12 protein-coding genes and 2 tRNA genes are annotated in these 15,935 nt (G+C 41.5%); 7 read left to right on the forward strand and 7 right to left on the reverse strand.

Translation table 11 applies throughout. The features are described 5' to 3' along the window. Nucleotides 1-168: 168 nt before the first annotated feature. The 3 genes from VLN09_RS01785 to VLN09_RS01795 form a co-directional block, all read right to left on the reverse strand. Nucleotides 169-2,145: an acyltransferase family protein gene (locus tag VLN09_RS01785; protein ID WP_325243492.1), complete on the reverse strand. Its 1,977-nt coding sequence runs from the start codon at nucleotides 2,143-2,145 to the stop codon at nucleotides 169-171. Between the two features lie 322 nt (nucleotides 2,146-2,467). Further along, entirely contained in the window at nucleotides 2,468-3,406 is a 939-nt protein-coding gene (locus VLN09_RS01790; RefSeq protein WP_325243494.1) for a DMT family transporter, read from the reverse strand. Nucleotides 3,407-3,453: 47 nt separating this feature from the next. Continuing rightward, complete coding sequence (locus VLN09_RS01795; protein ID WP_325243496.1) at nucleotides 3,454-3,942, reverse strand: M48 family metallopeptidase; 489 nt, start codon at nucleotides 3,940-3,942, stop codon at nucleotides 3,454-3,456. A gap of 303 nt (nucleotides 3,943-4,245) precedes the next feature. On the opposite strand from VLN09_RS01795, the gene VLN09_RS01800 reads away from it, so the two are divergent. The 3 genes from VLN09_RS01800 to VLN09_RS01810 all read left to right on the forward strand — a co-directional run bounded on the left by VLN09_RS01800 (nucleotide 4,246) and on the right by VLN09_RS01810 (nucleotide 5,777). After that, nucleotides 4,246-4,321 (forward strand) — tRNA-Asn (locus tag VLN09_RS01800). Between the two features lie 191 nt (nucleotides 4,322-4,512). Then, on the forward strand, nucleotides 4,513-4,842 hold the full coding sequence (locus tag VLN09_RS01805; protein ID WP_325243498.1) for a CopG family transcriptional regulator: 330 nt from the start codon (nucleotides 4,513-4,515) through the stop codon (nucleotides 4,840-4,842). A gap of 200 nt (nucleotides 4,843-5,042) precedes the next feature. Next, nucleotides 5,043-5,777 carry a hypothetical protein gene (locus VLN09_RS01810; protein ID WP_325243500.1) on the forward strand — a complete coding sequence of 245 codons (735 nt, stop codon included), beginning with the start codon at nucleotides 5,043-5,045 and terminating at the stop codon, nucleotides 5,775-5,777. Between the two features lie 75 nt (nucleotides 5,778-5,852). On the opposite strand, the gene VLN09_RS01815 is transcribed toward VLN09_RS01810, so the two are convergent. From VLN09_RS01815 to VLN09_RS01825, 3 genes are all read right to left on the reverse strand, one after another. Continuing rightward, nucleotides 5,853-5,943: transfer RNA gene (locus VLN09_RS01815), tRNA-Ser, on the reverse strand. A gap of 92 nt (nucleotides 5,944-6,035) precedes the next feature. Continuing rightward, nucleotides 6,036-7,211: a type I glyceraldehyde-3-phosphate dehydrogenase gene (locus VLN09_RS01820; RefSeq protein ID WP_325243502.1), complete on the reverse strand. Its 1,176-nt coding sequence runs from the start codon at nucleotides 7,209-7,211 to the stop codon at nucleotides 6,036-6,038. Between the two features lie 253 nt (nucleotides 7,212-7,464). After that, nucleotides 7,465-9,399 (reverse strand): AAA family ATPase, encoded by a 1,935-nt coding sequence (locus tag VLN09_RS01825; protein ID WP_325243504.1) that lies wholly within the window; start codon nucleotides 9,397-9,399, stop codon nucleotides 7,465-7,467. A gap of 292 nt (nucleotides 9,400-9,691) precedes the next feature. On the opposite strand from VLN09_RS01825, the gene VLN09_RS01830 reads away from it, so the two are divergent. The 4 genes from VLN09_RS01830 (at nucleotide 9,692) to VLN09_RS01845 (ending at nucleotide 14,732) form a co-directional block, all read left to right on the forward strand. Next, entirely contained in the window at nucleotides 9,692-11,218 is a 1,527-nt protein-coding gene (locus VLN09_RS01830) for an aldehyde dehydrogenase family protein (RefSeq protein WP_325243506.1), read from the forward strand. Nucleotides 11,219-11,315: 97 nt separating this feature from the next. After that, nucleotides 11,316-12,344 (forward strand): alcohol dehydrogenase AdhP, encoded by a 1,029-nt coding sequence (gene adhP / locus VLN09_RS01835; RefSeq protein ID WP_325243508.1) that lies wholly within the window; start codon nucleotides 11,316-11,318, stop codon nucleotides 12,342-12,344. A gap of 209 nt (nucleotides 12,345-12,553) precedes the next feature. Further along, entirely contained in the window at nucleotides 12,554-12,880 is a 327-nt protein-coding gene (locus VLN09_RS01840) for a DUF779 domain-containing protein (RefSeq protein ID WP_325243510.1), read from the forward strand. A gap of 208 nt (nucleotides 12,881-13,088) precedes the next feature. Beyond that, nucleotides 13,089-14,732 carry a GMC family oxidoreductase gene (locus VLN09_RS01845; RefSeq protein WP_325243512.1) on the forward strand — a complete coding sequence of 548 codons (1,644 nt, stop codon included), beginning with the start codon at nucleotides 13,089-13,091 and terminating at the stop codon, nucleotides 14,730-14,732. A 49-nt stretch (nucleotides 14,733-14,781) separates the two neighbouring features. Here the strand turns inward: VLN09_RS01845 and VLN09_RS01850 are convergent, their stop codons facing one another. After that, a complete protein-coding gene (locus VLN09_RS01850; protein WP_325243514.1) occupies nucleotides 14,782-15,846 on the reverse strand; it encodes an NERD domain-containing protein in 1,065 nt (354 codons plus the stop codon). Nucleotides 15,847-15,935: the final 89 nt, after the last annotated feature.

Genomic DNA, 15,935 nt, shown 5'->3' on the forward strand with positions numbered 1-15,935 from the left:
ATCGACTATACAAGGAAAAATCCGCACAACCTTCACTCGAAGCCTTTGCATTTCAAGCATTGGTGGATTATTAGTTGAGAGTCTGAACTGCCCAATAATATCAGGGCAGTTCACTCTTAACTTCTCAAGATTCCTATACAATTTATACTTTAGATTTATTAGATTAACCTAAGAAAATTCAGATAGCGCTGTCTCTAGCTTCTTATGCAAGATTTCACTGATGAAATAAGTATATTCCACACTTATATGGTTACTATCACGATAAATTAATTTTCCAGAAAAAGTAGCTAAACATTTTTGATCAGTACAAAACATGTCTGACATATCAATTTCTTTTATTATATTACTATAAGAGATTGTCGGATCGATATTTAGCAAAGCATCTTTTCTATCCATTGAACAAACAATTGGGTTTTTTGAGTCTCTATTGTTATATATACATTCTGGAATATCAAAAATAAATCGTGGATTATCTCTTATACCAATGATATGTATTCTATTGGAGGCTAGTTTATCCCAGCTTTTTATCGCCGACTGAGGTATGAATTCTTTTTCATTAGCACTTGTTTTCGTAGAGTTCGTGATTACAGCATATGGCTTCATACTTATAATTTTATCAATCGCTCTTTTATTCCACTCATTGCAAGACTCATCAGATGTCTCAAATGCTCCTAAAGCGCAGTCGCTTTTAGTCATATTCGTTATTTTATAATGGTATTTTAAACCAATCACATCTAGTGCTGGAAGCCACTGTGTCGCATGAGAACTTCCAACTAACACTATCTCTCTATTAGAAGTTAAGTCCCCAAAACTACATGTTTTGACCTCTACTCCTTGGCCCTCTTGGTTGCATCCAGTAGTATAAGATGCAGGTATTATATCTTTTACTGAAAGAAACATTTCACGATCAAATTTCGCAACTTCTTTTTCTAAGTAAATTTCATCTCCAGAGAATGGTTCAATTACCTTGCTCTCAAAATCCATCACTAATTTTTCAATAGTGGATGTTAGTTTATAGTTAAAAATAAAAGCTGATACGGTAATAGGTATGAAAAATAATATCCCAACCAAGAAGTTCAAAGCAACTCTCTCTTTGGGCATTCTTTTAAAAGGAGATTCTACTTTTTGGCTTGAAAAATAAGCCAAAATTATAGAAACAAGCATAATACCTAAACCTTGAATAAGACTAATAGTAGCATAGCCAAAATATTCTTTATAAAATATCAATATAGGCCAGTGCCAAAGGTATATAGTAAAAGATATCCCTCCTAAGAAAACCAATAATCTATTTGCTAAGAATTTATTTGCTAATCCTTCATAACCATTAGAGCCTGAGATGACAATAGAGATAGCACCAATGACAGGGATTAATGAAACAAAACCTGGAAAACCAGCACCTCTAGGTATAAATATTGCTCCTCCAATGATTAAACAAATCCCTGCTAGACCTAATATATTTCTATATTTTATTTTTTTAATATTAGACACTAAAAGAAAGGCTAGAACCCCAAAGAAAAACTCCCATACTCTTGATAGCGGATTGAAGTAACTCATTGCAGGATTGTTTTTTACTGAAATGACGGCATATGCAAAAGATGCAAATATAATTAGGGTAACACCTACGAAAAGAGGGACTGAAGAGCTTTTTCTCTTAGATATATATGCTAAAGGGATAAGGATAAGAGGCAGTATTACATAAAATTGAATCTGGATTGAAAGTGCCCAAAACTGTTGGACGGGACTAGATGGACGATCAGAAGCTAAATAATCTACAGAATGTCTCATTAACTGTAGGTTTTCAATATGCAATGCACTGGCAATAATTTCTTTGACCACCCCTGCTATCAAAACGGGAGATGTTATAAAATAACTTGCAATTAGTGTTGCTCCAAGGACAACGTAAGCTGATGGTGCTACACGCTTGATTATTCCTCCCCAAAAAGTAAAAGGGCTTATGACATTTTTCGAAAAAAAGTCTTTTAGGATAATCGAAGTCATTAAAAATCCGGAAATGACAAAGAAAACATCAACTCCGCCTGACACTTTATTAAACCATATGTGAAATACCATAATAATCAAGGCGCCTATAGCTCTTAAGCCTTGAATATCATTTCTGTATTCGCTGCGAATATATTTATCAAACATAAAATATCCTCATATTGCATATAGACATCGAACTCAATGCTTAGTCCAGATTACTATATGATACAGCAAACTATATTTCATTATTTCTAATATTCTTCAAAATACATATTATAAATTAAAGTGAGATGGGATACATATAGGTATCATCTAGTTTATGCTTATATAGAATATTTTTATTAAAACTATAATAACCCCTGCCGTCAAAACCGTACAACTAAACTTGGGAGATTTTAGTTGCGTAGCCTGATGATAATCATCAATTGAATCCCATACTACACCTTCAGCATAGCTCACTCGATCAACATACTATAATCCCCTTCATTTACCCTATATCTGCTCTGACCATCTTTACCCCGCCATAGGTGACCAATATTACCCCAAGCGCTATCAATGAAGCCCCCACGAACAATCCCTCAGGAGGGCTTTCACCTTGTAAAAAAATTGCTATCGGCACACCCACCACTGCTCCTACTGCACCTAATAAACTCAGTAATACAGGTCCACCTGTTTTTTGTAGTAAGAATAGCAATAGAAATTGACCGGCAAAAACGAATGCCTGCACGACAATCAAAGCCAGCGGTAAATGCGCGGTCATGGGTATGGCAAGTGAATAATGAGGAACAATGCCAACTAGAGCAAGCAGTCCTGAAGCAGCAATCAGCATACCGGGAGCCAATGCACTGGCAGAGAGATTGTCTGGCCAATATAGCGTGCGATAAATATTGCCAATGGCCAGTAAAACAGGTCCACAAAGCGTCAAAACAATCCAAAAAATACTGGCATCTGGCGCAGAAAACTTACGCGCTGCCAATATCCCAACTCCAGCGAGTGCTGTGACCACGCCCACTGCGCGCAGTGTGGTAAATGGTTCTATACGCAAGATTATCGCAGCAAGGTAAGTAAGGAGCGGCGGCAAGGAGATAATCAAAGCGACAAAACTTGCGCCAACATGGGGAATCGCTGAGAAAAATATTAAATTAGAGCCTGCAATACTGACTAACGCAGCAATTGAATAATATCTGAGGATGGGTTTGTTTAACGGCGGTAGCTCACGACGTAGTAATGCATAGAGAAATAAAATAACTGCCGCGCCTGTAATAGACCAAAACAGAAATGCTAATGGCGTCAGACCAATTTCACCTGCGTATTTTGCCAAATTGGTAGAAATACCGATTAAAGCGCCGCCAGCCAATAAACAAAGCAAAGGAATCAGCCATATTTTCTTGTTATCAAAAACCCCTTGCTGCTTTGACGCCCTCATAGCTTATCCCACTCATCCATCTATCTTATTATACCAACCACGCTAGATTAGCCTTCGCGCCAATGCAACCACAAACGTGTATCGAGCTCTAATTGATGATAATCAGGCTCCATATGACAGCACAGCTGATAAAATGCTTTGTTATGCTCTTGTTCTTTAAAGTGTGCCAATTCATGGACAACAATCATTCGTAAAAACTCAGGCGGCGCCTCTTTAAATAAGCTTGCCACCGTGATGCTATTGTGCGATTTAAGCTTACTGCCTTGCACACGTGATTGATAAGTATGAATCCCCAACGCATGTTTTAGTACGGTCAGCTTACTGTTATAAGTCACTTGGGTCAGAGGATTGCTTTTACGCATATACTGATTTTTTATGTCATTAATATAGTGATATAACGCTTTATCGCTTTGTATTTGGTGTCTCTCAGGATAACTCTTATCCAAATAATCGCCCAATCTGCCACTACTAATCAGCATGGCAGCTTGGCTTTGGATATGCTCAGAATAATGAGCAATATACTTTAAGGTGGTCACTACTTTTATCCTTTGTCTTTGGTGCTTTGTATTTTTCTTTAATCATTATAGAGCAAAAAGACTTTTTTGCTCTGGCATACCGTGCTTATTCTATAATTGAGTCATGCTAGCTGTTATTAAAGTAGACGAAATAATGGTGCTATGGTCGATATTTGCATCGATTATGACAATATTCATAATTAATCTCATAATAAGGTTGACAGCCCACGGCTACTTGGCTAAAATGTGCCCCACATAACGCAAACAAGACAAGCAATTGGGCTTATTACAGCCTTTGCAAAACCTAACGTTATTACCAATTATTCTCCAATAGCTCAGTTGGTAGAGCAACGGACTGTTAATCCGTGTGTCCCTGGTTCGAGCCCAGGTTGGAGAGCCATATACGAAGAGACCTTCATCATTCATTTGATGAAGGTTTTTTTATGGTTGACGTTCAGCACAGTATTAATGCGGCTATTAATACTGTGCTGGTGTTCTTTTAGCGACTTTTGTTGTATGGTAAAGGTAGCCGTAGTTAAGTCGGCTTTGCCTGAGTGCTTTATCCCTACTCACTAATAGTAATGGTTTATTATGATACCTATACGTATAAAAAATAAGTTTTCTGATCATCCGCAAAAAATTATGCGCCCTATCAGTATCCGCCTCTCTGAAGAGATGATTGAGCTTTTGACGGCGACCGCATCAGAGCTCGGTTTTAAGCGTATTCAAGGCTTGATTCGCCTATATATTCGTCAAGGTCTTGATCGTGACCACCAAGACTATACGCTTGCCCATGATGAGGTTTTTATTGAGACGTTACGCAAAAAAGGTGTGAGCCAACGCATTATTGATGAGGCGATTGTGGTGACTCATAATAACAACATCACTCATTCATTGTCTGAGCTTCAAAAAGATAAGTAGAAGTAGCGTTCTAGTATTTAATGGTTTAAGCATTTAATATTCGAAGCATTAATAAAGACTGAGTTAACCTAACGGTGCTTGGTCTTTTTTTGCGATTGACAATATTGCCCTCACCTTCATTTAGCGATAAATAAACATACACAACCTTTAGACCCGATAGATTAAGATAAAAGCCATTGTTGATAATACGGAGGTATCAGATGATGGGTTTATCTAAACGTTTAAACAAAGTTATGTTATTGACTGTGAGCTTGGGGCTGCTCCCTGTCCTCTATGGTTGCTCGCAGCCGCAAATGGATCCTAGTAAGCAAGCCATACCGACCAACTCTGATCAATGGCAAAAGACATTGGGCGATACCTTTGAGCGTCTACCTGAAGCAGATAGAAAGCTTCTCAGCCGTTATATGCTGCGTATGAAGCTCAGTAGTGCTTATGACTCAGGCGCTATGCCACGCATTACCATCAAGCAAGCCTTAATCCAGCAGCGCGAATATGAGCGCTTGCACCCTAATAACCCAACCGGCAAGAAAAGCCCGATTGTGACCAGCCAACAGATAGAAACTGTCAACCACCTCAATTATCCGGTTGCCTTATTACCGGTCAAAACCAGTGATAGTGATAGCTTAAACCAAGTCAAGCTACAGTTTATGCTGTCAAATCATGGCAAAGTCGCCATCGAGAGCTTTAAAGGCACACTGACCATGAAGGAAAAACGTTTGAACAAAAATAAACGTTTCAATGTACCACTGACCCAGTTTGAGCCACCTATCGCTACAGAACAATCTGGCAAGATAATCATTGAGAGCAGTATTGAAGATATCAATGTCATGCGTGCTATCAAAAATAATACAAGGGTAAGCATTGAAATTACTGAGGGTAAAATAATTTTATCAGATGGACAAGAAATCGAATTTGACGAGTTACTAGAGAAATAAGACAAAAGTTATAAGGCCTGTAGAAACCTCACATAAAAAAAGCCCCAATTATTACTGACTGGGGCTTTTCGAATTTGGCGGAGACGGAGAGATTCGAACTCTCGAAGGGCTATTAACCCTTGTCGGTTTTCAAGACCGGTGCATTCAACCGCTCTGCCACGTCTCCATTTGTGCATCATTATAGCGATCTGAAATGATAATGCAAGCAGTTATCTCAAAAAAATTAAATTAATTTCTTAACTGCTTATAATCGCTAGTCTAAAGCTTACTTGAAGCAAGATGCAAGCACATATCTAGCATGCGATTAGCATAGCCCCATTCATTGTCGTACCAAGCAAAAACCTTATATTGATTGCCCACTTGCATCAGTTGCTGCCCATCGATAATCAGTGATTCAGTCTGATGAATAAAGTCACTGGAGACCAGTGGCTCCTCTGTATAGTCCATGATCGTCGTTAAATGTGCCTGACTGGCTGATTTTAACACTTCACGTATCGCTTCAATACTGACGTTTGGCGTTTCAAATACAAACGTCACATCAATCGCAGCAACATCAATCGTTGGTACGCGAATAGAATGACCATTTATCTTACCTACCATATTCGGTAACACGCGCTCTGTAGCAGCAATACTACTTGAAGTCGTTGGAATGATATTATAGCCAGACGCACGCGCGCGTCTTAGGTCACGGTGTGCTTGGTCGAGTACGGTTTGATCCGCTGTTACTGCATGAATCTCAGTCATCATAGCCGATTCAACACCAAATGCACGATCAAGGGTATCAATAAGCGGTACGAGCGCTTGAGTGGTACAAGAGACGCTAGAGATAATGGGCAAATCACGCTTCAACGTATCGCTATTGACACCCATAACGATACAAGCATCGACATGGTCAAAGGGTGCCGCGCCGATAATCACTTGTTTAGCGCCCGCCCCTATGTGCAAGCTTGCCTGCTCGTATGAACGATAGTGTCCAGTACACTCAAGCACCACATCGACCTGTAAATCTTTCCATGGCAGTGTTTCTGGGTTCTCTCTTGATAATAAACGGATGCAGTAAGTAAGATTGTTTTTGGTCAAGCACAGCTGAATATCGTTTGCTGCTGTCTCACAAGGCTTTTTCTGATGATCGGTGAAGCCATCTTGCACAATATCAGCTGTCACGCCCAGTTGGCTCAAACGCCCATGCGTACTATCAAACCTAAGTAAATGCAATAAGGTTTCAGCGGGTGCCAAATCATTAATCGCCACCACATGAATAGCGCGCCCTAGCACCTCAAAGCGCTCTAGTAGCGCACGCAATACATTACGTCCAATACGACCAAAACCATTGATAGCCACTCTCAAAGGCTGAGTCTGCTCACTGGTCGCATGAAACGCTGCTACAGCAGGATCAGACGTCAAACGGTACGTTGCACTAGAAAAGTCAGGCATAACAAATAATCGCTATAAAGGGGTATGAAAGAGAATTGAGCGCAACCAAGACAAACTATCGTTGATCTACTTTTAAAAGAGTACGGTACTACTGGGATTAATTATTCGTCACCTCTGTCTTCGTAGGCTTAGCAAGCAAGAAAAATGAATACCAGTGGTACTTTATAATATTTATATTTCTTTGATTTAGGGCTGACTATATCAAGGTGGTAAACAAATAGCTGTTAAAACAATCTAAGCAATTCGATATTCACTAGGGGGTGATAAAAATCAATGCCAAGCGAATATTATTGTAATCGATGCTTTGCTTTAAATGCTCAAATATCGGGCGCAGCTTAATACTACCATCATCATTAAAGTCATTTGGATTATTCGCAACTTTAATAGCTACATAAGCATTGCCTACTGCCGTCATGACTTGATCTTCTGGTCGCAAATGATCGCAAGCAAGGCTTGGATCTTGAGATTTTAGCTCGCCAATATGGCGCATGATAGTCGCTTGTGACAACTGGCGCGCTTGCGATATCTCAGCGATTGACAAGCTTTCTTCTAATAATATTCGCGTGGCAAACAAAGTACTGTCAGACTTATCAGAGACTTGATTGCCAAGTTTCTGCTTTTTGTCTATTTGTGCTTGATTTTGTTCACGGCGTTTTTTTTGTAGATTGGCATAGGCGTCAATCACTGACTGACTCAAAGTGCCACCTGATTTAAGAATAAATTTCTCATGTGCCTGCGTCATACTCTCTTCATCAAGCATCGCATAATTGGCATCAGCCTCATCAGACAGCACTAAAAAGCGCTTATCTGCACCGCGTGCCAGCGGATCAAGCTGCAAACTCATATCATTCATACCGAGCAGCTGCAAGCCTGCCAGTGACTTTAGCCGTGATAACGCTACATATCCTTGCCCAAGCTCAAAGGTACGTGATAAATCAATCTCAGCAGCTTCGAGTGTCATACCTTGTGACTTATGAATGGTAATTGCCCATGCGAGACATAATGGCACTTGCTCATAGCTTGCAAGCACATCGCCCGTCTCGTCCTCGATAATCCACTCTTCTGGCTCAGCGATAACCTCACGCCCAGTATTTAACCTAACTACGGGCATTTTTTGTGTCGTTGGCATTTTGGTTTTTGCTTTATCTTTTTTGGCTTTTTCTTTTGCGCTTTTAGCAGTCTGCTTATCGTTACCAACATCACTGTCTTTATCGCTATCATCGTCTTCAATTAAATTGTCACTATTGTCCTTGCTATCATCAATTTTGACAGCAGCGAAGCCAATAAGCTCACCCATGGTACCGTTGGACACACCAAGTTCAGTATTGTTTTTGATAAACATCACCTTAGCGCCAACCTTCAACACCAAGTCATCTTGAGTGCGAACTGTCTTTTTTAGGGTCTCAACCAATTTAGTATCGCCAACAGACGTGGCTTCAAAGCGCATCATCTCGCCAGATAAGTCAGCCAGCTCTTTGTCATTGATTTTATTAACATTGAGATTATGGGTATACAGGCGTGTACGCTTAATATCGACGTTTTGATCAAAGGTTGCTTCTAAAGCAGCAATCGCATCAAAGGTTACTTCTTGACGACGGATTTGATTGAGAATATCGTCCAAATCAAGACCGCCATTAGCCGCTTCACTCACCTGTCTATGTTGCTCAGATAAATAGCAAATATGGAACTTGGCATCAAGCCATGCTTCAGACATAAAGGCAAACTTCTCACGATTGCTCTCGCCTTTACTGCCAATCGGCGGCAACTGGAAAAAGTCTCCTGCCACGACCACTTGAATACCACCAAATGCCTTATCGTTTTTTCGCACATGTTTAAGTACTTGGCTGACCAAATTAATCTGCTTGGCATGCAGCATCGATATCTCGTCGATAATCAATACCGCAGTATCTTTTAACCGGTCTGCCAAAAACTGCTTACGTGATAAACTGGTCAAGTCGCGATCTGTCAGCTCATCCTTTATACCAATGCCCGACCAGCTATGAATCGTTGTGCCGTTCATATGCGTTGCGGCAATACCTGTGCTCGCGGTCACAGCAACGGGTACCCGACGCGCGCGTAAATAGTCAATATATTGGTTAAGTGTATAAGTCTTACCTGAACCTGCTGAGCCGGTCAAAAAGACATTTTGACCTGTTTTTAAGATATCAAGAGCAGAAGATTGACGCATATATCCAAACCAACCAAGAGTATAAGAAAAGAAAGCCGCTATGATTACATGATTAAAGGGGTAATCACGACATGCTAAAAGTATTTGAGCTCAATTATAACAGCTACATCCATTTTGCGAACCACTTTAACCACCCTACCTCACATAACTTAAAGTTATGTGATACAAAGTATATCATTATAAAAAGTCATTATCGCTCGACGCCAAAGCTCAGTACGATGGAGTTATAGCTTGGTCAGGATGGTCAAGTATGTTTGTCTATATAACCATAATACACAACAAGGAATCGTTCATGTTATACGCCTATCCAAATACTGAAAACAGTCCCGTCCAATTCCGCAAAAAATATGATAACTTTATCAATGGTGAGTGGGTCGCACCAATCGATGGCGAATACTTCGACAACTCAAGTCCAATCGATGGTAAAACCTTCTGTCAGATCGCACGTTCTAAAGAAGCAGATGTCGAAGCTGCGCTAGATGCCGCTCATGCTGCCAAAGACGCATGGGGCAAAACCAGTGTCACTGAACGCTCTAATATGTTGCTCAAACTTGCCGACGGTATCGAAGCCAACCTTGAAAATATCGCTATCGCCGAAAGCTATGAAAATGGTAAACCCGTACGTGAAACCTTAGCCGCTGATATTCCAATCGCCATTGACCATTTACGTTACTTTGCTGGCGTAATCCGCGCACAAGAAGGCGGCATTAGCCAAATTGATGAAGACACGGTCGCCTATCATTTTCATGAGCCACTTGGCGTCGTCGGTCAAATCATTCCTTGGAACTTCCCTATTCTAATGGCGATCTGGAAAATTGCTCCTGCTCTTGCAGCGGGTAACTGTATCGTCCTCAAGCCTGCCGAGCAAACTCCAGCTTCTATTTTGTATATGCTTGACTTAATAGGCGCTGCGGACATTTTACCGAAAGGCGTACTTAACGTCATTAACGGCTTCGGTGTAGAGGCCGGCAAGCCAATCGCTTCTAACCCACGTATTAATAAAGTCTCCTTTACTGGTGAGACCACCACTGGTCGCTTAATTATGCAATACGCCAGTGAAAATATCATTCCAGTAACACTAGAGCTTGGTGGCAAAAGTCCAAACATCTTCTTTGCCGATGTGATGGATGAAGACGATGACTTCTTAGATAAAGCGGTTGAAGGCTTAGTCATGTTTGCGCTGAACCAAGGCGAAGTCTGTACTTGCCCATCACGCGCCCTCGTGCACGAAAGCATCTATGATGAATTTATGAAGCGCTGTATCGCCCGCGTAAAAGCCATCAAAATGGGCAACCCGCTCGATACGGATACCATGATCGGTGCTCAAGCCAGCTCAGATCAGTTAGAAAAAATCTTATCTTATCTTGATATTGGTAAAAAAGAAGGCGCAAAGGTCCTTGTCGGAGGTGAAATCGCCAAACATGATGGCGATATGGCAAACGGTTATTATGTACAGCCAACCATCTTTGAAGGCACGAATGATATGCGCGTGTTCCAAGAAGAAATCTTTGGTCCTGTACTGGCTGTTACCACTTTTAAAGACGATGAAGAAGCGATGGCACTCGCCAATGATACCTTATACGGTCTTGGTGCTGGCGTCTGGACGCGTAATGGTACTCGCGCTTATCGTTTTGGTCGTGGCATTAAAGCCGGTCGCGTTTGGACAAATTGCTATCACTTATATCCTGCGCATTCAGCGTTTGGCGGTTATAAGCAGTCTGGTATTGGCCGCGAAAACCATCTAATGATGCTTGATCATTATCAGCAGACTAAAAACATGCTGGTGTCATACAGTCCTAAAGCGATGGGCTTCTTTTAAGTCTATTTTTCAAAGCACTTTATGGCAAAACCGTAAAGTGCGACCTCGATGCTCGCCGAGCATCTTAATGTAAAGAACGATGACAAGGAGTTACAACGTGAGTAATAAAATGAAAGCGGCCGTACTGCATGAATTCGGACAACCCTTACAGATTGAAGAAGTAGATATTCCAACTCCAGGTCCAGGTCAGATTGTGGTTAAAATGCAGGCATCAGGTGTCTGTCATACTGATTTACATGCTGTTGAAGGCGATTGGCCTGTAAAACCTAGCCCACCGTTTATCCCAGGACATGAAGGCGTTGGTCTTATCACCGCTATCGGCGAAAACGTCCATCACGTCAAAGAAGGCGACCGAGTCGGTGTGCCTTGGCTCTACTCCGCCTGTGGACACTGTACCCACTGCTTGGGTGGCTGGGAAACCTTATGCCTGAGTCAAGAAAACTCTGGCTATTCAGTGAATGGCAGTTTTGCCGAATATGTCCTCGCGGATGCCAATTATGTCGGCATTATCCCTGAAAGTGTTGATTCTATTGAGATTGCACCAGTATTGTGTGCTGGAGTCACTGTCTATAAAGGGCTGAAAATGACCGATACCAAGCCAGGTGATTGGGTTGTCATTTCAGGTATCGGCGGACTGGGTCATATGGCTGTTCAGTATGCCATTGCCATGGGACTCAACGTAGCTGCTGTTGATATTGATGATGAAAAGCTTGCGTTTGCCAAGAGGTTGGGCGCTAAAGTCACGGTCAATGCAAAAAATACCAATCCTGGTGAGTATTTACAAAAAGAGATCGGTGGGGCTCATGGTGCGCTCGTGACAGCGGTATCTTCTAAAGCCTTTGATCAGGCGTTAAGCATGTTACGACGCGGTGGTACTTTGGTCTGTAATGGTCTGCCGACTGGTGATTTCCCAGTATCCATCTTTGATACTGTTTTGAACGGTATTACGATTCGTGGCTCAATTGTTGGTACTCGTCTCGACTTGCAAGAGTCACTAGAGATGGCAGCAGCAGGCAAAGTAAAAGCAACAGTTGCCGCTGAACCACTTGAGAATATCAATGATATTTTTGAGCGTATGCGTAATGGTAAAATTGAAGGTCGCATCGTGATTGACTATAGCATGTAGTTGTTTATTGTGACCTTGTCTTAAGGCAACATGTCTTAGACCATTTAAGTACAAACCATAAGTCGTATCGTTTTCACTCACATGCTATAAATGATGTGGATGAACATGATACGGCTTTTTCTATTCTCAATTAGTATAATCGTAAACTATGCTAATTACTTTAAGTGAAAAATCTTCTACAACTATATTTTAATGATAAGGAAATTATTATGAACGTCACGGCGACAGAATCCTGTAGAGCATTAATTGAGCTACTAAAATCTAAACATGGTGAGCTGATGTTTCATCTATCAGGTGGCTGCTGCGATGGTAGCTCTCCCATGTGTTATCCATTGGGTGAGTTTAAAGTGGGCGGACAAGATGTGCTCATCGGTGAGCTGGTTGGCTGTCCATTTTATATGGGTAAAGCGCAACATACATTATGGCAGCATACTGATTTGACCATTGATGTAGTCGATGGGCGCGGTGCCAGCTTCTCACTTGAGATACCCGAAGGTAAACGCTTTATCGTACGCTCAGAAGTCTGTGCGGTCTAACCTTTGGCTAACGCACAATCAGAGATAAAACTTGCTATATCACCATTTTTTTACTTTATAAGCATTAGATTTATATGTGATTTTATAACAACCTAACACCCTGTAGTCATTTTTACTTCATTATTACAGTAAAATAATAGATACTCTAAAGCATAACCTATTTCAATAAATACGTTTTAATGAGCATGGATGCTACAAGGAATATAAAATGGAACTTGATGGAAACTTTGATTACGTCATCGTTGGTGGCGGTTCGGCTGGCTGCGTGCTTGCCAGCCGGCTAACAGAAAACCCAGACATAAGTGTCTGTTTATTAGAATATGGTGGTGAAGGCAAAGATCTTGCCGTTCGCGTCCCTGCCGGACTGATTTTGATGGTTCCGGGCAAGCCACTAAAATTAAACAACTGGTGCTTTCATACTACCCCGCAAACGCATCTTAATAATCGTCGCGGCTTTCAACCACGCGGTCAATGTTTGGGTGGCTCATCGGCTATTAATGCGATGATTTATACCCGTGGCAGTGCACTTGATTATGAGCGCTGGGTTGAGCAAGGATGTGCTGGCTGGGGATTTAACGACGTGCTTCCCTACTTTATCAAATCAGAAAACAATATTCATGGTAGCGACGAGCTGCATGGTGATAGCGGACCGCTGCACGTCAGTGATCTCCTCAGTCCACGTGATATCTCAAAAGCCTTTGTAGAAGCTGCGATTGCCAATGGTTTAGATCCTAACGAAGATTTTAATGGCAAAAAGCAAGACGGTGCAGGACTGTATCAAGTCACGCATTTTCATGGCGAAAAACAAGGTCAACGCTGCTCTGCTGCGGCAGCTTATCTGCATCCTGTACAAAGCCGACCAAATCTGACGGTCATCACCCACGCACAAGCCAATCGTGTCATATTTGAAGACAAGCAAGCGACTGGTGTGGTCTATGAAAAGGATGGCGTTGAACATACCATTATGGCGCGCCATGAAGTGATATTATCAGGCGGTACTTTTGGCTCACCCAAAGTATTAATGTTATCCGGTATTGGTCCTGCCGAGCATTTGCAGTCTCACGGCATCGATGTGGTGGTAGATGCGCCTGAAGTTGGTGGTAACTTACAAGATCATTTAGATGTCGTCTTTGATTACGAGGTCAATACTACCGATGTCATCGGTCTTGGCATGGCGACTATTTCAACCTTGACCAAAAGTATTCGGCAATGGAGAAAAGATGGTACAGGTCTGTTATCTACCAATTATGCAGAAGCGGGCGCGTTCTTTAGTGTCGGTGACGACCCAAAAGAATGGCCAAATACCCAGCTGCATTTTGTCATATCTCGCGTGATTGAGCACGGACGTGATCTCAGACGTGGTTTTGCCGTCTCTTGTCATAGCTGCTATCTGCGCCCTGAAAGTCGAGGTACAGTCCGACTTGATTCATCCAACCCCTCTGACGCGGTATTGATTGATCCAAATTACCTCTCACATCCAAAAGATGTAGAGTATATGGTAGCAGGTGCTGAACGTACGCGAGCCATTATGCAAGAATCGCCAATGGCTGAATACATCACTGAGGACTATCCTGCTCCCTATATCGAAAAAGACGGTATGCTTGGCTTTATCCGCAACAAGTCAGATACCATTTACCATCCTGTAGGTACTTGCCGTATGGGCTCAGATAGCAATTCAGTCGTCGATTTGGAATTAAAAGTACGGGGCGTTAACGGATTACGGGTGATAGATGCTTCAGTCATGCCAACCTTAATCAGCGGTAATACCAATGCACCGACAATTATGATTGCTGAAAAAATAGCAGACCTTATCAAGGCAAATCATGTGCTGGATGAGCCAGTCCTTGCTTAACCTACTTTAAGATGATTAATTGAGTCCAAAATCAAAATTTGTTTTGGGCTCAATTTGTATTGACTACTCCGCGACATTTTGGAAATTGACTACAACCAAAAAAGGTCTGCCCTTGGTGCTGGCCTTTTTTGGCAACACGTTTGACCATTTCTCCCTGACATCTCGGACAGGTAGGTATTTGTTCTGCAATATTAGTCTGAATGGTTTGCTCAACAGCTTTAAGATTGGTTGCATCAGACTTTATAGTCTCACGCTCAGTTGTTTTAAGGTCGTTGCGCAATAGCTTAGACTCTATAACCTCAAACGGCGTGAGAAAAACCTTATCAGCAATATCATGCGGTGTAATTGCCGGCTGAACACTCATACTATCAATTGGTAAATCGCTAGATTCAATTTCAGTCTGACCAGACCATCGCAGCACCTCTCTGCTTTTCAGGATAGTTCTTTTAGCGGTTTCTTTTACTATCGGCTCAGATGTAGAATTATCAGTAGTTGTAGCAACTGACTTACCATTAGAGTTATTGCTAGACGACTTGCTTGGATTGATATGCTTATCCTTTAGGTAGGCTTTGTGCTCTCTATTGGTTCGCCAAGACTTGCTAAATCTATTGCTTTCAATCTGCTCAACGATGGATGTGACCTCGTCTTCGGTGAGTATCTTATCCTGCTTCTTCTTCACATAAGACACCATGCCATTCGTCAATACGTGCTCAGGCAACTCATCACGGGTTTTCAGCTCACACTCACCGATGAAAGCAATCATCGAATGAAAATAGTGGGGCTCCAATTCTAATAAATCTGCGAGCGTCTTAATATGCAGATAATTCTGATGTAATGGGTTCTGAAATTTGTACTTACTCCCATTTGGGAAAGCTTGTGTCCACTGTCTTTGCTTTTCGCTACCATATATCCAGCCTTTATAGTTTTTGGTTTCGATGACAAAGATGCCGTATACGGAGACGATGATATGATCGATTTGGGTACTACCACCTTTGTCTCTTGGCAAGGTAATACCGTTTAATCGGTGATAGACGTTTTTTTCAAGCTTTAGCCACATGGCTACATTGATGACGGTTTCACCTAGGAAACCTTTGAAGCTGGATTTTAGGGACATCTCTTTCCTTAAACTAGAAAAATACTTAATACTGTTAGTCTTACTTATGATACATTCTACTATAAACAATAGTCTATCAAAAGTGATAC

Origin of the sequence: Psychrobacter sp. (genome assembly GCF_035469765.1) — a bacterium.
In the GTDB taxonomy this organism is placed as follows: Bacteria; Pseudomonadota; Gammaproteobacteria; order Pseudomonadales; family Moraxellaceae; genus Psychrobacter.